The 23,045-nt window shown below is 37.4% G+C and carries 31 protein-coding genes; 5 read left to right on the top strand and 26 right to left on the bottom strand.

All coding sequences use genetic code 11. The features are described from left to right. Positions 1–41 precede the first annotated feature (41 nt). Genes ACOMCU_RS25035 through ACOMCU_RS25025 form a run of 3 tightly spaced genes read right to left on the bottom strand, consistent with a single transcriptional unit; the run spans position 42 to position 1,579 of the window. Positions 42–1,079, bottom strand: a complete 1,038-nt coding sequence (locus tag ACOMCU_RS25035; RefSeq protein ID WP_421051818.1) for a DnaD domain-containing protein — start codon at positions 1,077–1,079, stop codon at positions 42–44. A gap of 21 nt (positions 1,080–1,100) precedes the next feature. After that, complete coding sequence (locus ACOMCU_RS25030; RefSeq protein ID WP_421051817.1) at positions 1,101–1,322, bottom strand: ORF6C domain-containing protein; 222 nt, start codon at positions 1,320–1,322, stop codon at positions 1,101–1,103. A gap of 38 nt (positions 1,323–1,360) precedes the next feature. Then, positions 1,361–1,579: a helix-turn-helix transcriptional regulator gene (locus tag ACOMCU_RS25025; protein WP_421051816.1), complete on the bottom strand. Its 219-nt coding sequence runs from the start codon at positions 1,577–1,579 to the stop codon at positions 1,361–1,363. A gap of 139 nt (positions 1,580–1,718) precedes the next feature. On the opposite strand from ACOMCU_RS25025, the gene ACOMCU_RS25020 reads away from it, so the two are divergent. Continuing rightward, a complete protein-coding gene (locus ACOMCU_RS25020; protein WP_421051815.1) occupies positions 1,719–2,390 on the top strand; it encodes an XRE family transcriptional regulator in 672 nt (223 codons plus the stop codon). A 117-nt stretch (positions 2,391–2,507) separates the two neighbouring features. Then, positions 2,508–3,353, top strand: coding sequence for a hypothetical protein (locus tag ACOMCU_RS25015; protein WP_421051814.1), 846 nt, complete (start codon positions 2,508–2,510; stop codon positions 3,351–3,353). Between the two features lie 33 nt (positions 3,354–3,386). Here ACOMCU_RS25015 and ACOMCU_RS25010 read toward each other — a convergent pair whose 3' ends face one another. The 6 genes from ACOMCU_RS25010 to ACOMCU_RS24985 all read right to left on the bottom strand — a co-directional run bounded on the left by ACOMCU_RS25010 (position 3,387) and on the right by ACOMCU_RS24985 (position 7,637). Then, complete coding sequence (locus ACOMCU_RS25010; protein WP_421051813.1) at positions 3,387–3,620, bottom strand: hypothetical protein; 234 nt, start codon at positions 3,618–3,620, stop codon at positions 3,387–3,389. Positions 3,621–3,662: 42 nt separating this feature from the next. Further along, positions 3,663–3,899, bottom strand: a complete 237-nt coding sequence (locus ACOMCU_RS25005; protein ID WP_421051812.1) for a hypothetical protein — start codon at positions 3,897–3,899, stop codon at positions 3,663–3,665. Between the two features lie 133 nt (positions 3,900–4,032). Next, positions 4,033–4,398, bottom strand: coding sequence for a hypothetical protein (locus ACOMCU_RS25000; protein ID WP_421051811.1), 366 nt, complete (start codon positions 4,396–4,398; stop codon positions 4,033–4,035). Positions 4,399–4,412: 14 nt separating this feature from the next. Continuing rightward, positions 4,413–5,624: a hypothetical protein gene (locus ACOMCU_RS24995; protein ID WP_421051810.1), complete on the bottom strand. Its 1,212-nt coding sequence runs from the start codon at positions 5,622–5,624 to the stop codon at positions 4,413–4,415. Between the two features lie 1,083 nt (positions 5,625–6,707). Beyond that, on the bottom strand, positions 6,708–7,274 hold the full coding sequence (locus ACOMCU_RS24990) for a recombinase family protein (protein WP_421051809.1): 567 nt from the start codon (positions 7,272–7,274) through the stop codon (positions 6,708–6,710). Positions 7,275–7,511: 237 nt separating this feature from the next. Next, entirely contained in the window at positions 7,512–7,637 is a 126-nt protein-coding gene (locus ACOMCU_RS24985; RefSeq protein ID WP_421051808.1) for a hypothetical protein, read from the bottom strand. A gap of 164 nt (positions 7,638–7,801) precedes the next feature. Here ACOMCU_RS24985 and ACOMCU_RS24980 point away from each other — a divergent pair, with 164 nt between their 5' ends. From ACOMCU_RS24980 to ACOMCU_RS24970, 3 genes are all read left to right on the top strand, one after another. Further along, the gene (locus ACOMCU_RS24980) at positions 7,802–8,422 is read left to right on the top strand and encodes a hypothetical protein (RefSeq protein ID WP_421051807.1); all 621 of its coding nucleotides are present in this window, start codon (positions 7,802–7,804) and stop codon (positions 8,420–8,422) included. Between the two features lie 112 nt (positions 8,423–8,534). Then, positions 8,535–8,684, top strand: a complete 150-nt coding sequence (locus ACOMCU_RS24975) for a hypothetical protein (RefSeq protein WP_421051806.1) — start codon at positions 8,535–8,537, stop codon at positions 8,682–8,684. Between the two features lie 258 nt (positions 8,685–8,942). Beyond that, the gene (locus tag ACOMCU_RS24970) at positions 8,943–9,182 is read left to right on the top strand and encodes a DNA-binding protein (RefSeq protein WP_421051805.1); all 240 of its coding nucleotides are present in this window, start codon (positions 8,943–8,945) and stop codon (positions 9,180–9,182) included. Positions 9,183–9,244: 62 nt separating this feature from the next. Here ACOMCU_RS24970 and ACOMCU_RS24965 read toward each other — a convergent pair whose 3' ends face one another. The 17 genes from ACOMCU_RS24965 to ACOMCU_RS24885 form a co-directional block, all read right to left on the bottom strand. Continuing rightward, entirely contained in the window at positions 9,245–9,724 is a 480-nt protein-coding gene (locus ACOMCU_RS24965) for a hypothetical protein (protein WP_421051804.1), read from the bottom strand. 123 nt (positions 9,725–9,847) lie between these two features. Beyond that, positions 9,848–10,624 carry a M15 family metallopeptidase gene (locus tag ACOMCU_RS24960; RefSeq protein ID WP_421051803.1) on the bottom strand — a complete coding sequence of 259 codons (777 nt, stop codon included), beginning with the start codon at positions 10,622–10,624 and terminating at the stop codon, positions 9,848–9,850. Then, positions 10,617–11,132: a phage holin family protein gene (locus ACOMCU_RS24955; protein ID WP_421051802.1), complete on the bottom strand. Its 516-nt coding sequence runs from the start codon at positions 11,130–11,132 to the stop codon at positions 10,617–10,619. Before ACOMCU_RS24955 ends, ACOMCU_RS24960 begins: the two co-directional genes overlap by 8 nt. Before the next feature lie 57 nt (positions 11,133–11,189). Continuing rightward, entirely contained in the window at positions 11,190–11,960 is a 771-nt protein-coding gene (locus ACOMCU_RS24950) for a DNA-methyltransferase (RefSeq protein ID WP_421051801.1), read from the bottom strand. Positions 11,961–12,183: 223 nt separating this feature from the next. Continuing rightward, a complete protein-coding gene (locus ACOMCU_RS24945; protein WP_421051800.1) occupies positions 12,184–12,312 on the bottom strand; it encodes a hypothetical protein in 129 nt (42 codons plus the stop codon). 47 nt (positions 12,313–12,359) lie between these two features. Then, positions 12,360–12,563, bottom strand: a complete 204-nt coding sequence (locus tag ACOMCU_RS24940) for a hypothetical protein (protein ID WP_421051799.1) — start codon at positions 12,561–12,563, stop codon at positions 12,360–12,362. Next, complete coding sequence (locus ACOMCU_RS24935) at positions 12,563–14,836, bottom strand: hypothetical protein (RefSeq protein ID WP_421051798.1); 2,274 nt, start codon at positions 14,834–14,836, stop codon at positions 12,563–12,565. The genes ACOMCU_RS24940 and ACOMCU_RS24935 overlap by 1 nt, the downstream gene beginning before the upstream one ends. A gap of 1 nt (position 14,837) precedes the next feature. Continuing rightward, positions 14,838–15,482 carry a hypothetical protein gene (locus ACOMCU_RS24930; protein WP_421051797.1) on the bottom strand — a complete coding sequence of 215 codons (645 nt, stop codon included), beginning with the start codon at positions 15,480–15,482 and terminating at the stop codon, positions 14,838–14,840. Continuing rightward, a complete protein-coding gene (locus ACOMCU_RS24925) occupies positions 15,479–15,781 on the bottom strand; it encodes a hypothetical protein (protein WP_421051796.1) in 303 nt (100 codons plus the stop codon). The genes ACOMCU_RS24930 and ACOMCU_RS24925 overlap by 4 nt, the downstream gene beginning before the upstream one ends. Then, entirely contained in the window at positions 15,775–16,455 is a 681-nt protein-coding gene (locus ACOMCU_RS24920; RefSeq protein WP_421051795.1) for a phage tail protein I, read from the bottom strand. Before ACOMCU_RS24920 ends, ACOMCU_RS24925 begins: the two co-directional genes overlap by 7 nt. Continuing rightward, positions 16,448–17,563 (bottom strand): baseplate assembly protein, encoded by a 1,116-nt coding sequence (locus ACOMCU_RS24915; RefSeq protein WP_421051794.1) that lies wholly within the window; start codon positions 17,561–17,563, stop codon positions 16,448–16,450. Before ACOMCU_RS24915 ends, ACOMCU_RS24920 begins: the two co-directional genes overlap by 8 nt. Next, on the bottom strand, positions 17,550–17,858 hold the full coding sequence (locus ACOMCU_RS24910) for a hypothetical protein (RefSeq protein WP_010861261.1): 309 nt from the start codon (positions 17,856–17,858) through the stop codon (positions 17,550–17,552). Before ACOMCU_RS24910 ends, ACOMCU_RS24915 begins: the two co-directional genes overlap by 14 nt. Before the next feature lie 4 nt (positions 17,859–17,862). Then, positions 17,863–18,522: a phage tail protein gene (locus ACOMCU_RS24905; protein WP_421051793.1), complete on the bottom strand. Its 660-nt coding sequence runs from the start codon at positions 18,520–18,522 to the stop codon at positions 17,863–17,865. A gap of 15 nt (positions 18,523–18,537) precedes the next feature. After that, positions 18,538–18,954: a phage baseplate assembly protein V gene (locus ACOMCU_RS24900; RefSeq protein ID WP_421051791.1), complete on the bottom strand. Its 417-nt coding sequence runs from the start codon at positions 18,952–18,954 to the stop codon at positions 18,538–18,540. Next, positions 18,954–19,973: a phage late control D family protein gene (locus ACOMCU_RS24895; protein ID WP_421051790.1), complete on the bottom strand. Its 1,020-nt coding sequence runs from the start codon at positions 19,971–19,973 to the stop codon at positions 18,954–18,956. The genes ACOMCU_RS24900 and ACOMCU_RS24895 overlap by 1 nt, the downstream gene beginning before the upstream one ends. Further along, entirely contained in the window at positions 19,970–20,185 is a 216-nt protein-coding gene (locus ACOMCU_RS24890; protein WP_421051789.1) for a phage tail protein, read from the bottom strand. The genes ACOMCU_RS24895 and ACOMCU_RS24890 overlap by 4 nt, the downstream gene beginning before the upstream one ends. After that, entirely contained in the window at positions 20,178–22,910 is a 2,733-nt protein-coding gene (locus ACOMCU_RS24885; RefSeq protein ID WP_421051788.1) for a phage tail tape measure protein, read from the bottom strand. Before ACOMCU_RS24885 ends, ACOMCU_RS24890 begins: the two co-directional genes overlap by 8 nt. Positions 22,911–23,045: the final 135 nt, after the last annotated feature.

Raw genomic sequence — 23,045 nt, 5'->3', positions numbered from 1 at the left:
AGATCCAAACAATCATTCCATCGCCTCCAGCTTTCGATTAGTTATTCTGGTTTTACATTCATTTTTGCTAACACCCTTTGACGTTCTTCTTCGAAATTAATAGCCTGTCCTATTGACTCCGTAACTGGCGCCATTTGATTATGATTAGATGCCTCATTACGCTTGTTAAACCAATCTGGAACCACTTCAGTACGTCTCTGTGATTTACCTCGATAAGACGTATTCTGCTTTTGTTGTTTTTGTGCTTCGAACCGTAGTCTGTCTGCTTCAACATCTGCGATTGTTGTAAACTTCTTGTTGCTCCAGTCTTTTAAAATCGTTTCAACGTAATTCCAACGAAGCACATTGTTTTCTACCGCTAACTTCATTGCGTGAACCACAAGTTCATCTGTTAGATCATCAATCCAATTGCTGATTTTATTAGCGACATGAGATGTAATGCCACCAAATCCATTTTGCTCATAGAACTGGAATGCGTTCGGCGGTTTAGGTTTTGTATTGTCCTCTGCGTATGCAGGAGCCTTATTGTCATCATCATTATTTATATTTGTAGTAATCTTTGTAGTAATCTCTGTATTTGTCCCCACTTCTACGTCACCACCCTCCCCACTTTGAAGGTTAGAGGGTGGTGACTTCTGCGGTAACACCCTCCCCACTTTGAAGGTAATACCCTCTAAAAGTCCTACGTCTAAACTGATAAACATTACGTTATACAATTTGTTAGGGCCTGTGCCAACAGTGCGAAATTCTCTTTTCACTACCCCAAGTTCTTCTATCCGATCGAATGCTTCTTTTACTTGCTTTTTACTCAAGTTAAACTGATTAGCAAAGCTTTCATAATTTCGCTGTAGCAGGTCTGCCTTGAACTTTTTCTTAATACCCAAGAGTTGTCCAGTTACTTCGTCTTTGACGTAAGTAGGGCGGTGCCAATAGATGATTTCCGCTAAAATAATGATGCTGTTTAAATCCGGCTTACCATTTTCAAAAGTTAAATTTTGATACCATGTGTGAGGTATCACGTTTCCTTCCAAATGCATTTGTCCCATTGCATCTACCGTTGCGTTTCCTGTTGTAAACATGTGACGTCCCTCCTATAGTGCTTAACCCTTCCAATTCTCAATAAAGCGTATTGCAGTCTGTAAATCTTTCGGATTAATAGACTTATAAGAATCTACGTTATAGCGTTCTTTGAGCGCCGAATACAACGCCTTAAATAACACCGATTGAGCATTTCTTACACTTGTTAACTGATAGACACGCGCGCTGATTGCTTTTTGCAATCGACGGCGTTGTCCTTGTTGTAATACACTCAAAATTTTCACCTACCTTAAAGTTGAATAGATAATAAAACAGAGAGGCTTTAGATAGAAATTTCACGATTCATGAAGTTTGATGGTAAAAAAATAGATTCAACATCTTTTTTGAAATAATAAGAAATAGCAAACATTTCATTGCACTTGAATTGAGATATGCCCTGTTCCTTATTTATATAGGTACGTACATCTACTTCTATAAGATCCGCCAGTTGCTTTTGAGTCACATTTGAACTACTACGAAGTTTTATTAGATTGGTTTGCAAATTTCTTCACTCCCTCCTTTTTCTTCATATTACATGAAATTTAACTGCATATCAACCCAAATATTTCATGTAACATGAAATTATTTTTTGCAAATTTCATGAAGTATGATATAATTGTTTTTGTAAAGGAGGTGAGTTTATGAAAAAAGACATTTCAAAATATGTAGGCCAACAAATAAAGCACTATAGAAAACAAAATAGATTAACCCAGAAAGAATTAGGTTTGAGGCTGGGAGTTAAACATAATACAATATCATCTTATGAGAACGGTACTAACGAGCCAGATCAAGATATATTATTTGCTTTAGCAGAAATTTTTAGTATCTCAATAAATGATTTTTTTCCAGACTTAGAAAATAATAATTATAATAATACTTCTTTTGATTTCGAATATGACTTCATTCCAGTTCCAGTATCAGCTGGGATCCCGTTAAATATTGACGGCATGAAAGTGAATGACGTTGAAAAGATTAAAGTACCTGATTTTATAATGGGCCGATATGCGAAGCGAAGGGATATTTGGATAATGAAGATTAATGGGGATTCTATGAATAAAGTCATTCCTCACGGTTCATTAATAGCAGTTAAAAGCAGTAACATAGACGATTTAAAAGATAATGACATAGTAGTTTTCAGTAATGGATATGAATATTCTACAAAGAGATTCTTTAATGATAAGATAAATGAACGAATAATATTTAGACCAGATTCTACAGAATTATGCTTTACAGATTACACAATTCCTTATAAAAATGCCAATGAGTTGAAAATTCATGGAAAAGTAGTAACCTATATAGTAAATTTAGATTAATTGTTTATATGTACATGAAAACAATTGAAGGACTAGCTCATATGCTGGTCTTTTTTTATTTTCAAAGGACTTTCTTTACCGTTTGTAGAAGTATACTTTAGAAGTGGAGTGACTAATTTGAACTATTTTATTTATAAGATACAAGGAAAGCATATGGAAACAAAACGTACACGTACTTTAAAGATTAATGCACTCAATGAAGATGACGCAAAACAACAGGCATTGGAATCTGGGTTAGAATCTTGTACAAGCATGGTAATAATACCTTTTGATGAGCCTACGCAAAATCAGTTAGACTATGCTAGGGATTTAGGTATTCAAATTCCTGCTGGCTTAACAAAAGATGATGTATCAGCTCTTATTAGTAGAAAAATTAATGGAGATGAAGATTATGATCAAGGCCTTTTAGAATTTGCAACAAACCATAGGATTTATGTATCGAAATACATAGCTTCATCTGATTTGTATGGGATTACCTTTCATAAACTGTCGATTGTAGATCGTATTGCTTTTTTTGCTTTTGCTATTTATCGTGACATAACAAGAGATTCTCATAGCAATTTAGATACACATCCAGCTCGGAACAAATTTTATGAGTTGGCTGCATCTAAAGAAAATGATATACAGTTTATAAAATCTTTGGATCGCTATAGAAGTGGAAAGGAAATACAACATTTTGGAGAAATCACTGTCATAGATTCAACAGGAAACTGGACATCGACAGCTGGATCTGTTGACTCTATTGCTTATAAAAACGTTCGTCAATATTTGATTGAGCAAATGTTAATATCTGAATCTACGCCATATAGAAAGAAAACAATACATAAATCTAGTGTTACAAATACAAGTACCAGAACTGTTTCACCATCTCCGGTTAATAATACAAAAGGAAAAGGGTGTGGAGCAGTTGCTGTACTTTTCTTGGCCATCTCTGCAGTCTTGGGTGGAATACATTTTTTATAAACAAAAAAGAACGGCTCTATGTCGTTCCTTTTTTCACTCACTGGCGTTTAACTCAATAATCGTTCTATCTCCTTTCTTTAAATATTCTTCACTTAACATCTGACTAATTTCATGCAGTGTACGATGTTCTCCATCAAATTCAATGGCGTAATTTTTATTTATAAAGTCTTTGAAATCTTCATAATCAATTCCACTTTCCGATGATATGTCGGTTACAATAAAAATTCCGTTTGGCTTTCTTACTACATCTCCAACTTTTAAATTCATGCGTTACATTCCCCTCATAATATCTTTCTTATGCATCTCTTTTTAAACCTTCAATTCGTCAATGATTTTTCTGACAACCTGTCTAACTGTTTCATTAAAATTCAATTCTCCATACTTCGTTTGCTGTTCAAGTTGTACAATCAGATTACTTGTTAAATCCAAAGTAATGCTGTATTGGTAGTGTACAGAAGATATATGTATTCGTTGTTTCTCATCATCAATTACTGCATACACTTCTTCAAAATCAGTAATACGAAATTCGAATAATTTTGCTCTCATTTTAGTTCACTCTCCTACACAATATCTTATTTATTTTTGTAAAAAAGCAACTTATACTAGGGTTGTCTCTGGAAAAGACCGTAGTATAAGCTGCTCATTAGAGTGGCTTATTTTTTATTTTCACAAATTTACACTAAAAGTCTGACTCTACTATTTCTTCTTCAATACCGCCCACAATACGGCTCGATATTTCTAATTTACCTTCTGGAATAACTTCTATATCTTCGGCCAAGTTCGGTCTTGGTAATGATGTTGTGAATGGTTGAATTGCTGTATTTTCAAGTTTGTTATTTAAACCCACTACAATATTTTCGACATTGTTTATCTTGTCTATCACAAGAGACAGATTGTCTATAAGGCTGTCCATTTTCTCTTCTTTTTCAATCAAACTACAGATGTAAGGTGTAAGTTTTCTTTCGCTACCTAATTGCTCAAGCTTTGCGTAAACATCATCAGGCATTTTATTCCCTGTTAGCGTCAGTCGCTTTTTTTCTGACATGCGATATCCCTACTTTATTTAGTTTTTTCATTCAAACTTAGGATTTCCAGTGCGGTTAAATTAATAGTTCTAGCTGTCGGTCGGAATACTTCATCTTTAGTATCTTCTAACAAATCACTTAAAAAATAATGATTATTTTCCATGATTCCCTCGTTAGTATTACGTGCTATAGACTGCTTTATATAAGGCTCTAAAATAGGTGCTTCTCCTCCAAAATAAATGAATTTTAAAGCCTCCTTTGTATTCCCCTTAAACGATTCCATTACTTTGTAAACTAATATATCAGAGTACTCTTGTAACATTTGCACAATAGGGTCTGTTAAGTCGACACTTGTACCAGTATTAGGATTTTTAAAGACATAGCGCAACGTCACATAATTATCAACAATAAATTGCTCTAAACTACGTAATTCTGAGAAATATTCAATGAGTTTCTCTTTAAGTAGCTTCTCTAATCTACCCAAATATGGCTCAATTTGTATCACCTGAAAACTATTTGAAGAAACTGGAGTATTCAATCCTTTTGCCAAGAGAACTCCATCTGTAGAACCGCCCCCAATATCAATCAAAACAGTCTGATTATCAGCAAATTTTCCAGCCTCTGTTCTTTTTTCAATAACTGTTACATCTTTTTCTTCATTTTTTACTATTTTGTATTTTAACGCCCATCTACCAACTTCACTTTCGATATGACATTTTGCATTTTTAATATTAATAGTTAACTCAGTTTCCATGCCAGGTGTCAGCAACTTAACCGTATGCTCACCAATAAAACGATTTACCATTTTATTTTGAGCGATTGAAAATTTATCTTCTTTTTTCAAGAGCCACACTGGTAACATCATTTTCATATTATCTATTTCGATAGTTGATTCAGAATTTTCTTCTTTATTAATTTTATATGCATATGTCATAGCAGCTAAAAAAGTTGCATAAGGAATATAACTATTTATTTTATCATGCATTTTCCCAACATGACTGTGTGCAAAAGGACTAGTTTCTGCTAATTTCCCAACCATAAAGAATTGCTCTTCATCATCAATGATAGTTGAAATTACTAAACGATTAAGTAAGTCTGCTGTATCCTCTACTGGATTTGTAAACAATCCTTCAGCTTGTTCTTTAGATATTTTTACAACACATGTAGGAATTTCGAAATAATAACTGTCAATCAAAAAGTTACCTGTTGAATTTCCAAAGTCTGCATTTAATCTTTCGACTTTCATATATAGACCACTCCTTCATTTTGGTACACAACGATGCGTACTTATATTTCCATTATAGCTAAGATTATCAAAAAAGCAAGTAAATTTAACAAACAAGTACACATATAGTACACATTAAATTCGATTTCCCTAAGCATATTTCATATGACCATTACCTCTGTAATGAGAGATTCACTTTACGCTCCAATAAACACCATATTTATTTAACTAATGTGCCCTAATAAATCTCATAATCTATTGAATTATATATTGACAAGAAGAAACCAATACAGCAGAATAGCTGCTCGCTCTAGGAAATGGGCGGACGAAGGTTACCTATAGCCGCATACTAAAAGAAGTATGTGACAATAAGTAACCACCCAAACAAATACAGCGTCATAGTGACGTCTGAGGTTTCTGTCCGTCTTGTTTCGTGTCATACTCTCGTATGTTACACTCTCACAACATTACAGTCCGTTGTGTGTAGTAGTCTAATAGTCTACATGAGTGCAATTACCTGCACCGTAATGCACCTGTAATCCCACCGCGCCGTTAATGGCCGCGCACGCCAATTCACCACACCAGAAACAAGAAACTGGCTTGACTGTGGTATATCCGAATTTTTTGCATCGGCTCGTCACACCGTCGGCTAAGTTTATTTCAGTAGCGTTGCTCTTGCTCTCCGCTCTTAACTTTAAACATAACCTTACTTGATCTTAAAAGCCCTTTTAAAACCAAGTAAAATTAGGTTATCAGTTATGTAAGCGAACAAAAAAGCACCTATCTATACCCTGTGTAAACAAAGGTAAGATAGATGCTTTTTAATGCTTAGGATACAAAACTGGCAAATACAAAAAATATTTGCGCTTAAATGGTTGCAATTATCCCAAGAAAGATATAATATAAGCGTATCAAACCGATGTGGCTGTAACACATGGTTAAGAAATCGAGTCGAGCGTTTTCAGGGATTCCCGTCCCTTTAAATTAGCTGTGAAGCTCGATTTTTTTTATGCAATTTTTCGTTCGTTGTTTGTTAACTTGAATACTACCACTATGTGGATAAGTTTTGCAACTAAAACTAGTAAAAAAATAGTTATCCACAACTCATTTACTAGAATTTAGGATTTTATATACAGTGCTTCGGGCAATGTTGAACTCTTTCGCTATATCAACTGCACTCTCTCCGGCTTTGAAGAGTGTTATGATATGGCGTTTTGTTTTTTCATCTACAGATGGGCGACCACCAATGCGACCACGCTTTCTTGCTGCCTCTAATCCTGCCTTTGTTCGCTGCTGAATAATATCTCTCTCAAACTCGGCAAATACGGCCAACATACCGAACATAGCTCTGCCCGTTGGTGTGGATGTGTCAAATGCATCATTGATACTAACAAAATCCACATTTTTCTTTTTCAGTTCGTCTGTCAGTTGATATAGCTCCTTGGTGCTTCTTGCTAGACGGTCTAATTTAAACACCACGAATAAATCGCCAGCTGCAGCAGCCTTAAACGCATTTTGTAATTCCGCTCGTTCATCATTGCGACTGGAAATCTTTTCTACATACATAATCAATTCTAAGTTTTTGTCTTCAGCATACTTTTCGATGGCCATTTGTTGCATATCCAAATTTTGATCGTCAGTGCTAACACGTGCATATCCAATAATTCTCATAAAGTGCCCCTTTCTTGTCTATAATCATACGTTTTATATAATTATAATCGTAGACGAGTAAAAAGACAAATAGTGCTACTTTAGAGAGTAGGGAAGGTAGATTTTATGTTAGAAGGTTTTTATGTACATAAAACGATGGATAAATGTACTTAAAATAAATTTGATGGGGAACAACATTAAATCAATACTATTTTTAAAAATTTCATTTCTACAAAAACTAAAAAGGACCAAGAGAGATTATTTATCACTCTTGGTCTTTTTAGTTTTTTTCTTTTTATTAGGGAAGGTAGGTAACCCATAGCGTTCAGATTGTTTTTTTACACCTTCGATAATCTTGCGTCTTTTTTCCTCTGTAGTACTCATCACTGATCACCTCATAATGTTTTATTTCAAGTGTGGCCAGAATTAATTTTTTCTAAACGTTCTAGGACAAGAACATGTAGCCATAAATTGGACTATAACCAGAAGAGGACATGGGACACTAAGACACTGTCCTAAAATTAGAATGCTATTTGGGGGTCGGGGGAGTGGAAAAAAAGGGCGGAATAGTACAACGATCAGATAAAAAACGAGATGTAAAACCTACTCTGAAATTGGATTTAAAGGATGTTATTTACCGTTTGTCACACATTACATACACGCCAGTTAAGGATGTTTGCCCAGCACTTTGTATGATGGTCCTTAAAGATCGACAAACAATTGAACACTTGTCCCAGTTTTTTAAAAGAGATTTGCTGTTTGATAACACTATGTTTCGGGGCCACTTTAGTAATAAGACCATAGAAAAACGTATTAATGTTCCAGGGGAAAGGGTTACGACTAGATTTACACAGAGTGATTATTCATCAATTGCTTTATTAGCGTTTGCACTAGATTGTACTGTATCAAGAGCAACAGCAATTCTATTAGAAATTAGCATGAGTCAGATACGCTTTGTAAATGAATATGTAAAAGATTACTTACGCCACGAATTATCAGAATCACAGTTAAGAGAATTTAAGGAGATATTAAGATATGTGAATAGTAATGGAGAGTCTCATCATTCATGGTTCTCCTTACTAGCGCATGTTGTAGATGAGGTAGGTTCGCCTGTAAATCGAATTAAAGAAGCTATTAGTAGTTTTATAGATTTAAACTGGAGAGAATAGGTATTTCTATATTTGTTTTTTTACTTAAAAAAAGTAAAATAAATCACAGAAACCTATTTACTTTTTTAAATAGGTGTAGTATAATTAATTTATAGAAAGGAGGTGAACAAGAGTGGATGATTTAGAAAAAGTCCTTGCAACAATAGCACTAGTCGCAACAGCATTTAAAGCTTTCACATCAGGCTTAAAAGACATTTACGACATGATGCAAGGAACAAAGAAAAAGCGACGCCCTCCCGCAAAGAAGAAACGTCGCAAATAAGCTGTGAAGGAGGTTGACGCCTCCTTCTCACTAAAATTATATCACATCCACTTATATGTATGAAAAAAATGCTTAAACGATTTGGTTATACAAACATTGCTTTATTAATCGCTAGTACAGTTATAATACTCACATATGTTGATTTCAAAAGTCCTTCAGCATTTGATTATGTATTATTAACGCTATACGGAATCACACTTTTAATTCACATCATAAGGCTGCTGATACTGTTTATGTCCCAAAAGAAAAGGTGAGTACATGGAATATAAATTTAAAACAACCGAAGAACTACTGACATTTTTAAACAAAGAATTATTGTCTGCAGCTGAAGCCGCTGGGGTGCTAGACATATCGAAAGCTCGACTCGGTCAATTAGTAAAAGACGGAAAGTTAGTAGCTGCCAAAGAACAACCGAAAATGTTTTTAAAAAGCATGCTATTAGAGAAAAAAGATGAACTTGAATCGCTTCGAAAAAAATTCAGACCATATGATGAATAAACCAAAAAAAGACCAGGTACTCACTTTAAAATGAGCACCTGGTCCTTTGTATATTGTGTTTTCTATTTAATCTTATTTAAGGCATGACCCATTTCATTTAGCCAGTGTTTCCCACCATACACAACAAATGTTGTATTTTTTTCTTCTCTATCAAAAATATGAACTCTCTGTGTGATAAGGAGATTTAAACCGAGTTCAGCTCGATTTACACTGCCTAAACTTAATTCCCAATATAAATTAGGATTTATATTAAGAGCATGAGCACAAAAAATTATTCGTTGATTTGTTAATAATAGCCGACCACCATCAGAACGTGAGGCACTGTAATACATGTTTGCAACACCTGAGCGTAAAGGGAATTCATTTTCATTCATCTCAATTTCATGGAAGAAGATTTTTTTATATGTAGGGTTGAAAACGTCTAAATCATAAGTGATTTGTTTTGCTTCTGATGTAATAATATAACTACCACAGTATTCACAAATATTTTCCTTTGGATTGAATGCTGCAGCACAGTTGGGACAATTTAAAGCTTTGGCCATCGCTTCATCGCTCCTAATATGCGTTTTTATACAGTATACTTTGAATTACTAAATATACCAATAAATCAAAAGAAAAAAAGCCCAGGTACTCACAACTTTATATGAGTGCCTGGGCTTTGCTGTTTATTTACATGCTTTACGATGTTCAATTGTAGCAAATTGTTCGCGTGTTAAAGGTCTTTGAGGGTTTTTACCATCTACAAGACCTTCTTTTTGAGCCCATCCCCAGGCATCTGCATGAGTTTTTGATGGCTCTCTCTCCTCCAAATATCCTTTTTTAAATGCCGTCAATTCCTGAATAGCTTCAGCTTGAATATTAATCGTTTTTGCTTGTGCCTCGATAAGTTTTTTTAATTCATTATATTGATCCATTGTTAGTCCTCCTTCAGTTTTCTTGTATGGTTTAAATGTCGGGAATCTTCCGGCGCGTACTTGTTGGATTGTTAAGCTGCCTTTATATTCAATGTGCGGATTATCTCTAATCTTAGCTGGCCAATCGCCACCCCAATCAAATCCCAATTCTTTTGCGATAGCTGCAGCACGTTCCCATTGTTTATTTCGAGTCCAAAAAACTGGCTTGGCTGTACCGTCTGTAAGCACAAAATCAAGCGCCAATCCGAAGTTGTGAAATGATGTGCCTGGTTCCGCATTTGTAGCCCAGGGCTTATTTGGAGCGCTATAATTCACGCTTTTATACCAATAATTATTCCGATTTTGGCCAAAGAGTTTTGCCTGGTCAATATCTGTTCGTAAACCGTCTGTAAACAGAATATAGATACCTTCATCGTAACAACGTCGTACCATCTCTATGCCGCGAGCAAGGACGTCTGGATGTGCTTGCTTCACTTTATTACGTTTCAAAGCTTGTACTAGAAATTGGTCAAATGGTAGTTTACTCATGGGTATCACCATCCTTATCATCATTTTTTAAGTATTTTTGTTTCTCATCGATGCGTCTATTAGCACGCGCGATTTTGTGCTCTATTTCATCTGCTACGAAATTTAATGCCCATACCGGAATCCATATTTGCCAACCAGCTCGCACCACATTTGCAGTCATTGATTTCCAGATGTGTAAACCGAAATTTCCGAGAATATAAAAATAAATCATTGGAAATGGTGTTCCTAAGGCCTTATCTGCCTGGTATGCTAGTGCTGTTATTAAAATTAAAAATGCCGTTCTAAACCCACCATTTACGCCATATTCCGATGCATAACTTCCGTCGATTTTCGATGCTCGGTAGCCCGCAATCCAATCTAGTGCAAGAATCCCAGCGAAGATAAAGAACACTGTTAATGTAATGCCAGTGCCGTACATAAGGTTAAGCACGGCCATTGCTCCACCTCCGAGACTTCCAGCTATTGGGTGTGCAATGAGTAAAGATAAATAACTCTTAATAGTTTCCAAACTTTCCACTCCTTTTGGTCATAAATAAAAGTCACACCCTCACTCCTGGTGTGACTTTTACATTCTTATAATTTCTACTTGCTGCAGGTCTAAATTTTGCCGATTTTTATTTATACGATTCTGCCCTTTTTCACAGTATTCAGCTTCCAACTCAAACCCGATCCAATAACGATTGGTGTTATCACAAGCCACTGCTGTAGTAAATCCACCCATACAGTTATCTAGTACCGTATCGCCCTCGTTTGTATACGTCTGTACTAAATATTCGAACAGGGCAATCGGCTTTTGTGTTGGATGAAAAGTGCCGCTGTCGCGAGGAAAATCAACAACAGATTTAGGGAAATTCTTTTTCTTAACGATATGAGGTTTTGTCAATGTATCATTATTCTTCCCTAAGACTTTCATATTAGGAGAATTTTTGACTAGAACAGGCTTAATATGTTGAACGCCTTGCGGATTGTACGTCGGTAACTTTTTGTAGAAAATACATACATTCTCATGATTTTTCATAGGCATCCTATTAGCATTCGGGAACCCTGTTACATGATTACCTTTCTTCCAAATCCACTCATATCGAAATAGCTTGAAATTTGATGCTATCAACTTACTTGTAAAAGGCTGGCTTGCTGTTAATACAATTGCTCCGTTGTCTTTTATGATCCTTTCGTATTGCTCCCATAAAAGTTCAAACGGAATGATCGAATCCCACTTGCATGCCGTTGTTCCATAAGGTAAATCGCAAAGGATCATATCAATTGATTTGTCAGGTATGTACTTCACACCTTCCAGGCAATCCATATTGTAAATCGTGTTATTGCAAATTTTCATAGCTTTTTTCCTCCCGATGTGTAATAATTGGTATCGGATAGGAACACTCGTTCTTATTTTGTTAAGAGGCTTGTGTCTGCAAGCCTCTTTATTCGCATTGAGAATCAGTAACGTGTACTATGGCCCGTCTCGATTGCTCTCATAGCGCATAATAAAAGCCCTACACAAATGAGTGTAGAGGCCATTTAAATTAACTTTCTTTTATTAATCCATACAATGTACATTACTTAGCTAAAAATCCTACACCTGAATCAACAAGAATTTCTTTAACTCCTTCTTGTAAAGATGCAGGCACCTCACTAAACTTTGTTTTTTCTAAGATTACTCGTTGTGCGAAAAACATTGCCATCATTGTCTCACCTCCTTTAAAGTACAAAACAATCCATTTTAAAAAGCGCATCATTTGTAAACCTGCATTGCTATTTCTGCAATCAGGTCCTCCATGAACTCCATACGCTCCGTATTAGCTTGATTTTGAAGTTTTAATAATTTGTTTTCTTGCTCTAAACGTGCAGCCTTTTCCTCTGCTGTTTCATCATTCCCAGCCTTAACGGGTCCGCCCAATGATCCATCTTCCTGTCTTGGGTTATATTCAAAAGCCATTACTCAACCGCCCCCGATATTAAATGAATTTTGTGATTTACAGTCGCATCCGGACGTGTACTAGATAACTTCAAAATGATATTATCTTTTGGCTCTGTAGACTCATAAAAATAAGTATCTTCCACAATTCCCACCATGTTAGGCATTGGCGCTGTGTTGTCAGGTATGAGCGTTTCGTATTGCTCTTGTTCGCCTGCTAAAGTCATCGATAATTCAACTTTTAAATCAAGTGGTTCATCACGTTCTATGAACAATAAAACGCCCTTTGCTGTTCCGGATGGAGGTGTTATCTTATACCTCGCTACCGATTGCAAAATAGGCGTTTTCACTTCATTTTTATTTAATGTTATCGTCTTGCTCGCTTTAGCACCGTAGTTATCAACTACCTCAACGACAATCGTATTTTCACCGACTTTTAGTTGAGCGAGTGATACATCAAACTCCCATGCTCCACCAGGGCCGTTATAAATTTCGACGCTATTACCGTTGTTGATACGTCTTGTTACCGTGACGCTTGAGTTAGCGTCTGGATCTGATGCTGTACCACTAATTTTAAATTTATCAGCATCAACTACACCGGACGGAACAACAGCATCCACCGATAACAATGGCGCACGGTTAGGCACGACATAAAATGATCTTTCGACGATTGCAGAAGATGCTTTTTCACTGTCCTCGGCCCAAACCTTTAATTTATGGGCTATCCCATCGGCTAAACTTCCTGTAATAGCTGTTTCGCCATCGTACAATTTACCGCCTTTAAATGTAAGCTGCTTAGATAAAGCGATTTGCATTTGGCTTAGATTTGTTGCTAGTACTTTACGTTGATCGCTATTTACCTGGTAGTATACTGTGACGGATTGGTCTGCATCTGCATCATGGGCTGTTCCCGCAATATTGAATGTGTCATTTTCATACAACGTTTGATTTTCAGATGGACCAGTTAATGACACGGTAGGAGCTACGTTGTGTTCAATTACAAACGCCTCTGAATATACATAGTCAGAATAAACATTGCTTGTATTTTTAGCACGCACACGCAATTCTAACGTCTTTAACGTTTTATCTGTTGTAATTGTCAAACTACGAGTAAGCGTGTTGTTGTATGCCAATTGAGTCCACGTGCCAGTGCTATTGTATCTATAATCCACTTCATAAAGCGCTATACCGGACGCGCTAGAAGCTCCAAAAGTGATATTAGCTATCTCATTAGGTTTAAATTTCTTACCTTGTGTTGGCGCTGTAAATGGTGCTGGCGGAGCTATAGATTGATTTACACGACTACCTCTTACATACCAATAACCATCACTGTTTCGTACTTCGTGCGAATATGTGTTATATTCAGCCACAATATTGGATTGTAACAAAGATCCTTTTACATAATAAGTGCTGCCATTTTGAACTATATATGTTACAGAATTTGTGAAGGCATAATAAACATCAGGTGTAGAATGTGAATAAGTGCCCAATTTAACAACTAATGTGCCTGAGACATACATGTAATAACCGCCATAATTTTTTTGGCTTTCACCAATAGCTTGTATCCCAAAACTACTTAATTGTATGTTTCCGTTTTGGTCTATTTGAGGTATAGAACCACTAAAATATACGGTTTCTGAAGCCTTAGTATGCTGTGTAGTAGGATAATTATTAGCAACTACTAATTCAGAAGATTGCCTTTGAATTGCAGTAAATTTGCTCCAGTAGTATTTAGCTGGGGTGACCGTGTATACACTACTTGTACAATAGCCTGATTCTAACCCTGCAGAATCCTGGGCTTTGGCTCGAAATTGAATACTTGTTGCTGTTGGAATTGTGTAAGTCAAACTAGGAAATGTTGGTGTACCAATTTGCGTAAATGCTCCGCCGTTTATTGATACCTCTAAAATGTACTTCGACAGATCGTTATCAATATCTGTTGATGCTCCCCACGAAACAACTTTAGAGTCGCCAGTTTCAAGCGTTCCTGTTGGTTGTGTAAATGCGCCTGGTGTAGTAGGTGGTTCATTTGCGCGCCACATATATATCGATCTATCTGTTATAGGCGTGTCTTTTGAAGAAATGTACATGCGATGCGAATACCGTACTTCAAAATCCAATATTCCGTCTCCGTCTGCAACTTGTTCATATTTGTGTATAGTACTGCCGTCAACATCGCTTATATCCTCAAAAATTAAAATACCATTCGGTTTTAGACCTTTAATTCTATATTTATCTGCACCGAAAAAATGAACAATACCAACGCCATTATCTTTATATACTCTCCATCCCATACTATACCACCTCCACTAATTCTACGTTGTAAGTCTGCCAATCACCTACACCCATTTCAGAGTTAACTGTATCAATTTCCACATTACTACGAGCCACTTTAGCGCCTTTTTTGTACGCATTTTTAAGAGCTTGGACAGCGATTGTATCAGCGCCAACAGCTGTGATTACAACGTCCTCACTGTGTTCGTCGTCATAGATAGTCACTTGTGTAAATGTTGTGAATCCTTCAACACTAGCAACCTTAAATTCTGTCGTACCGATTGCAATAGCCAAAGGAACATATGTCATTGCTTTGTCTAACATGATCTTGTTTGTGCTGCCATCCAAAGTATCAGCAAATGTTCCGCTGTTACCTGGTACACGTCCATCTAACTCCATTTGAATTTGCATCCGGCGTATTGTAGCTGTTAACTGGACAATGATGTCGTGGGCCATATAAATACCGTCATCCATGTGATTCAAGCGTTTAGCATTTACCCTAGTGCCGTCTTCTAAAAATTCATATTCAGGTTGGCCAGTGAGAGGATTCAGTATAATTTGTCCGTTACTATCCATTTTCGGAATTAATTTACCATCATCGCCAATCTTCCAAATACGATCCTTCCAGTTCAATACTTCATATCTATTCGTAACTGATAAATTCAAACCTGTACAGCTCCTTTCAGCGTGACAGATAAAGTAAAGACAATCATTAAACCATCCTCACTTGGTTCGATTGACGTTGTGTACTGATCTAATTCGATACCTTGTGCATCCACTAGCTTCACTGTTGATACATGACCATGACCATCATCTAAATACACATAAGTCTTAACAGTGTCTTCTACAATTTCTTGTGAATGAAAGGACTTTGTGATTTCTTGACCATCTATTGTGACAACAGCTTTTTTGGCCATGTCTTTTAAAAATTGTAGTGTGCGATCAATTACAATGCTCGTTACCATGTATCCATCACCTCATTTGCATAAATTTCGCCACATATCGGTTGATATACTGGATATGTGTAATTTTTAGTTTCAATTTCAATTGTTTTATCTGTTCCAACACCAGGCATACCCTCACAGACAAATTCGCCACAGATTGGCAAGTATACTGGATAGTGGTACTGTGTTGAATCAAGTTCGATATACTGTGTCTGTGGCAGCTTCACAGCCACATATTCTAGCCATGAGCGTTTATTTTTTGTTGCATCAACCATCTTTCTTAAACGCTTCATGTCCTCATTTGCTATGAATGGCTCATCTACTTCAATTTTAAAGTGATATTCTTCGCCTCCATATTCGAACCATTCAAAGACTTGTGCATTTTTATAGATAATGGACACAACATCTTCTACAGCACCTCTAGTACCTTTCTTTCGATGCCATTTTATCGATGCTTTCACAAGCTCTCTTTTTTGTTCAACAGGTAAATCAACTTCGTAAAAATCAACATGCTTTTCAAATGCTAAAAGGTCTAAAAGTTGCTCTGGCATTTTATCAATGTTGATTAGATTATAAATTGCCTCTGCCTTCTGATATGCATGTTTCAGTTGAATTTCAGCAGCTTCAGCAATAGCGACTAGTACAGGATCTTGACGCAAACTGTGGGGCAACAATTTTAAAAGATCGCTAGTCATTTGTTAGCCCTTTAAAAATTATTTCTGCTGAAGTTTCAATAGCTACCTCAACATTTGCTATTTCGATAAACATTGGTGAGCTCACAGATACACGCGATGCCCCTTCTTTTTTCAAGCGTGCAATAAGCTCTGAAAAATCTACATCACGCCCCATTTTGGAACGTTGCCATACAAGGTAATCTTGAAATGCCTGATTTACTTGTTTTTCAATAATCGGTGACACTGTAGCACTTTTGTTTCCAATCCAATACTCTACTTCTACTGTGTAGTTAATAACTGAAGGTGCATCTGTACGAACCTTATCTGTAAGTGGTCTGACTGATTTGTTCATTAAAATTTTTTCAACTATTTCAAGTTCTTCATTACTTGGTAAACGGCCATTGGCCATCAAAATAAACAAATGTACTTCCCCTGGCACTGGTGAGTCTACTTTGACATCAACAATATCTTGACTAGCTGCCTTTGCCCAATAGATATATGCACCTTCAGGACCAGCAACAGAAAAACTTTCAGGTGCGAGTCGAATCCTTTCAGCATAAGCATCGTCACTTTCCTCATCTGCACCACCACTAGTTATTGTGGTATTTTGAATAGATTTTACATAAGGCAATGGCTCTACTAATGTTGAAATCTCGCCAACTAAAAAGTCGTTTCCTATTTCACCTGGTTGCATACAAGTCGCTTCCACTGCATACAAGTGTGTACCAGGCGGTATGACATGGGTTTCTGTTGTAACAAAATAAATCTCGCCTACAAGGTATCTAGTTCCTTCAGGAATTGTTAGTGCATCTACACGATCCTCTTCCAACACAAAAGCCATTGTAGTACTTGCATATTTTGCAGGTAAACGCTCTGTAGAAAATTCGCTACCCATGTGATCGAGTATGTCATCCTCAGCATAAGATAAGCGATTCTGACGCAAGCCATGTTCTAATTTGTTGCGTTCTATGGATGCAAATGCAGCCAAAGCCTGAATAAATTTTAGTCTTGGATCTGCTCGTTGTAATGTTAGTCCTGTTTTTTCTCTGACATGAAACAACATTTCGCTTTCAATTTGTTCCGGTGCCTTTTCTAAAAAATAAAGATCCGGTAAATTAAACCGACTCATTGATTTTCACCTTCACTTTCGGCTTTAAGCTCCCAACCAATCCATCTCCTGTTACTTCGATAGATTCAATAAGTGCACGTGGTTCAAACTTGTTGATTGCTTCGATTAATTTTGCTGTTATTCTCGCTTTCGCAATATTAATGGGTGCATCAATAACGGTCATATCCCATCCAAACACACGATCTAATGGGCAACTCATCATAGCTGTGGCCATAATAAAAGCGACATTCTGTAGTATTTCATCTACTCCTGTCGCTCCAAAATCTATATTTTGCATAGGCTCTACAACATACATGCTATCACCCTTTCTTTAACGTTGAGTACGATTTATTCGATGTAATGTATTTGCCACCGCCAAGCGAGTACCATCCATTCTTTTCTTCATAAACCGTCAATTTATCATTTTTCATGGCATAACCAAGCACTTTATAATTCACACCTGGTCCATTTCGTATATGGACCGATTTTACAGTAATAGTCATGGCACCAAGTGATTTTTTTGAATTACCTGCAGCGTTTGTTTGTTTGCTATTTGTCGTTGTTTTTTTTACAGGCGTCCTGCTCTCAACATACTCTTTTAAAGACACCGATACTTCGATAGTGAACACATTGCCATTTTGATCAATGTTTCGCAACTTTTCTGTAATATCTGCTATGACAAATTTATTTGTCATAATTGGCTTTTGTCCCAAAATAAAATGATGAGCTTCCCCTCTATCATTCATTTTGTTTAACTTGGCCATTTCTTTCATGGGATTAATACCAAATTCAGCACGCAATAAAATATTATAAGATAAATCTGTTAGTCCAGGTCCGTCAAATTCTAATTTTGCCTTATTCCCAGCAATACTATGTTCATTCCACTTAGTGCTACTTTTCTTTTCTAAATCGTTGAATGTCAGTATTTTATCTGTAGACACTTCAAAAATGACATCACCAAAACTACCGATTGTGGCCATTTTACATCACTTCCTTTATTCCGATGTCGAGCTGTTGCCACCAGGTGAAAGTAATTGCCCATTTACTGTTACGGGACCTTTTGTTTCGATGCTTATTTCACCATCTATATTTAGATGTAATTTATGCGTTTTAGTGTCATATTCGATGAAGCTACCATCTTCAAATTCAATACAACGCTTCTCTGGATCGGTTCGTGGTGGTGGAGTCCCATCCGAATAATATGAACCTAAAATAAAACCTTCACTTTGTTTTGTGAAAAGGCAAAGTACTCGCTCTCCGATCTTCGGCATCCAATAGTCTTTATTTTTTAATGTACCTCGGTACAAAACATGTAATGGAGCCGACACTTTGTCGTCTTGTTCTTCAATTTTGACACGAGCTGTTCCTTGTGTGGGATCAGCAGTAGTTACTTCGCCAACTTGTACACGCATTAATACCCCTCCAAACATCTACGTAAATCCAGAGAAATTTCACTTCTGTTGTGTGTTACTCTCGTAACGATATATTTACCGTTTAGACGGCCAAAACCTATTAAATTAAAAGTCATTCCAGCATCGATATGCATTTCACTAATCACTTTCAATTGAATTGTTGTGGCGTTCTTATTAGCCTCTCTCAGCCTTTTTTTGGCTAGTTTTTGAGCTTCTGCTACTGATTTAACTTCTTCCTTCACTACGAGTGTACGGCCTACCTTCGGGGACTTTTTAGGCGAAAATGTTGCTTTTATGGTTTTCTTTTTACCAGCATTATGTGACTGTACACGACAATCTTTATAAACACCTGTGAGGGCTGTATTAAAGCTCCAATCAAGGACCTGAATTTTACACGTTTCTTTACTTACACGGATAATTGTGTCGACTGTGGGCTTAGATTCATAATCTTCCTCATCTAAAACAACAATGGAACTATTAGATAATTTGAGACATAAGCCTTCATCTTTACATAGTCGATGCAAGAAAGCTAAATCAGTTTCAGATTCTTGCTCATAGCGATCTTTTTTAGGATTTTCGTTTGTCTCCCAAAACACCTTTAAATGATTGGCTTTAGCAATATCATTTACAACTTGTTTTAGTGCTGCTTTTTCCCATGCTTTAGATTTGTATTGACCTCGTATGGAATTTGACTCTGGAACAGCTAATGCCTTGATTGTCATTTTTGTTGGTGGACCACCTCCACTAAGCTCATCTACTTCGAATTTTCCTAACTTAGTTTTTACAACATTCTCAGTCCAATGACTTCGTGCTATTTCAACCTCTAGAAGTGACCCTTTAGATGGGAACCAATCATTTATCCAATAGACAGTTGCATCTTGTAGAACAAGCTGTAAATCATCTATTTCGCCACTTAAATTGTCTGTGTATGTCCAGTCAATTAAATTGTCCCCTAATTCGTCTGTCAATCGAGTATTGTTATAGGTTACATTTAACACTGTTCTTCTTGCTAAAGTCATAATTCCTCCTTCTCCCCAAGCCAACTAGGGCGTTCCGTATAAATAGCTGTATCAATTATGGGTACATTTAAAACAACATCACCTGTAAAAAAGATAGTATTACGATACTTAGAATTAGCTTCAAGTAAAAGGGGAAGCAAATATTCGCTCCCCCACAGCCTGTATGCAATTAAATCCCATGTATCACCCTGGATAGTTGTATACCTATTCATATTGCGTCCTCCTTGGTGTAGCGCCACCAGCACTTGGAAGTTGTATGTTATCGATACGTGTTTTAAGAGCATTTAGAGACGTAATTACATTTTGAACAGCTGGTTGAATACCTTGGATTGATGTAATCCATCCAGTTGCCTGTCCAATGGTAGATGCTAAAGTGGCCATATTTGTGTTTGAAAGGTCTGTTGCCGTTTTTAATGAATAAAACGATGTAACAAGATCTGTACTTACTTGGCCTGAATACATAGTCAAGTTATCCATGTTAACTGCAGTTGTACTAGCGCTTGTTTGTAACGTTGTAAATGAGCTAGCGATTGCTGTAAGAGATGTATTAGTACCCTCTAAAGTAGTTGCTAATGCTGTTGCAGAAGTGTTTAATTTTGTTGCATCAAACTGCTGTGTTGGTGCAACGCCGGCATTATTTGTTGGTGTTGGAGCTGGTGCACTTGTTGCAGTAGCACTACTGCCCCCACGTACTGTATCAACAGCTTTACCACCTAACCATTTACCGCCAAAATAACCTACCGCACCTCCTAGTACACCACCAATTGCCGTACCTATCCCTGGTGCAATGACAGTACCGATACTAGCACCCAATTTAGCGCCACCTAGTCCTGCTGCTAAACCACTTGCTGCTTCTGTTGTTGCTTTTACTTTGTCTTCTGATTTATAGACGTTGTAACCTTCCATCGCTATGCCAAGTGGTAGCATAGCCTTTCCTGCTACATTCCCTGCTACCTTGCCTACTTTCCCCACTTGCCCCATTATTCTAGCTCCACGGGAAGGGGTTGGATTTGGAGCTGGTGGTGGCACTGGAGGAGGGGTTGGTCCACCTCCATATCGAGTAACCGTACCTGTTCGATTCGGTCCTATGATGCCACCGTTATTTCCGGGCGTTGGTGGCGTTGGCGTTGGGGGTGGTGTTGGTGGAGGCGTTGGTGGAGGTGGCAAAGTTGTTGCTCGTCTGGAATTATAAGCATCTCTTCCCCACTTACCTGCCCCAATTGCCCCCTTGACCATTAAACCGCCGCCCATCATCCAAGCGGCTGCGCCCATGCCAACTGCACCACCAATATTTCCATCCATTAAATTGCTTCCTGCAGCTTTCAAAGATCCAGTAAATGCCCCTAACCAAGCCTCAAAAGCAATTTCGCCAAGTTTTGAAAAGATCTCGCTCATTGCTTCGCCACCGCTACCACCTAACCATGCTCCCATCTTGTCAGTTGCGGTATCTAGGGAATAGATTATTTTGTCTCCAAAATCCATTCCGTCAAATTTATTGAACTTAGCTAATTCTTTTTCGTATTCTTTAAAAGCTTCAGGATCATGACGAATTTCAGGTGTTAACTCAGGCTTCAATGTGGCAAAGGGATCTAAAATATCTCGAAGCCCTCCTGCTACTTTTTCGCCTAAAGCTCCTATGCCAGCCATGTTATCATCGACCATACCTGTAAGGCCCTGGAATGTGTCCTTTAATACATCCAAAATAGGAGTAGCAAATGCAATCTGACCTGACTCAATAGCACCAAAGAATTGAGTTTTTGCACCTGTGTAATTGTCTTTCATGATTGCTGCAGCTTCAGCAGATGAGCCGGCACTATTTTTTAACGCCTTTGTCATTTCTTGAATCTTTTCTGGACCTGCATCAAAAATATTCAACATAGCTGTTGCAGCTTCCGAACCAAACACGGTAGACGCATACTGGACTTTTTGCGTTGCGGTTAACTTTTCTGTTGCTTTATTCCATTCCCCTGAAATTTGAGCTAGACTTTTAAACTTATTATTCGAATCTACTGCACTAATATTTAACTTTTTCAAAGCTTTCGCTGCTTCAGTTGGTGGCTTTGAAAGACGAATTAATGACATTCTTAATGCCGTACCTGCTTGCTCACCAGCCAAGCCCTTATCCACTAAAATACCCGTTGCAGCAGTTAACTCTTCAAACTCTACTCCTAATGTTTTGGCTACTGGAGCAGCATATTTAAAAGACTGCCCTAAATCAGCAACACCGGCTGCTGTTTTATTGGCACTCATTGCCATAACATCAGCGATTCTACTTGCATCTTCTGCAGCAAATCCGTAACTATTAATGGCCGATGTAACAACATCTGAAACAAGCGCTAAATCCTCACCACTTGCTTCTGCACCTGCTATAATACCCGGCATCGCACCAATAATTTTACCCGCATCAAAACCTTTTGCTGCTAGTTCATCCATTGCACCGCCGACTTCTGATGCTGATAAACTAGTGCTTGCCCCTAACTGAAGTGCTGTTTGCTTCAGTGCTTTCATTTCCGCACCGGTAGCTTGTGTTTTTGACTCTACTGCGGACATTTGAGATTCAAAATCAGCTGCAGTATTTATTGATTTCATAGCAACAGCAGCTGTGGTAGCAACAGTTGCTACAGCAGCAACACTTCCAACAGCCTTCGCCGTATTAAATCCACTTTGCAGAGAGCCACTAATAGCTTTGACACGCCGTTGTGTATTTTCTAGTTGACGTAACTCACGCGTAACTCGTTCGGTTTCTTCGGCATACTGAGACTGCGTAATGCGCCCTTGTCGAAACTCATTTCCTAAACGATTTAATTCACGCTGTGCTGCTCGTGATTGATTACGTAAATCGTCTATATTACCCGTCGCACGTTGAAACGCGTTTCCTAAAGAACCAGCGATTCGTCCACCGATTTCGATAGTCATTTCCAATGCTTTTCTAGCCATCGTTGTCTACCTCCTCGTCGGCTGCTGCTTCTAGCCAGGCTCTTAGTTCTGACAATCTCTGAGACTGCCAAAATTCAATGCTAGTGTAAGTACCTCCAGAAATTTTTAAAAACGTCCTCCTGAAATCCTTAGCAC

The sequence above is a fragment of the Lysinibacillus sp. UGB7 genome (genome assembly GCF_049058285.1).
GTDB classification, from domain to species: domain Bacteria; phylum Bacillota; class Bacilli; order Bacillales_A; family Planococcaceae; genus Lysinibacillus; species Lysinibacillus sphaericus_B.
The sequence above is the reverse complement of the archived record's forward strand: the minus strand, read 5'-3'. Positions and strand labels throughout refer to the sequence as shown.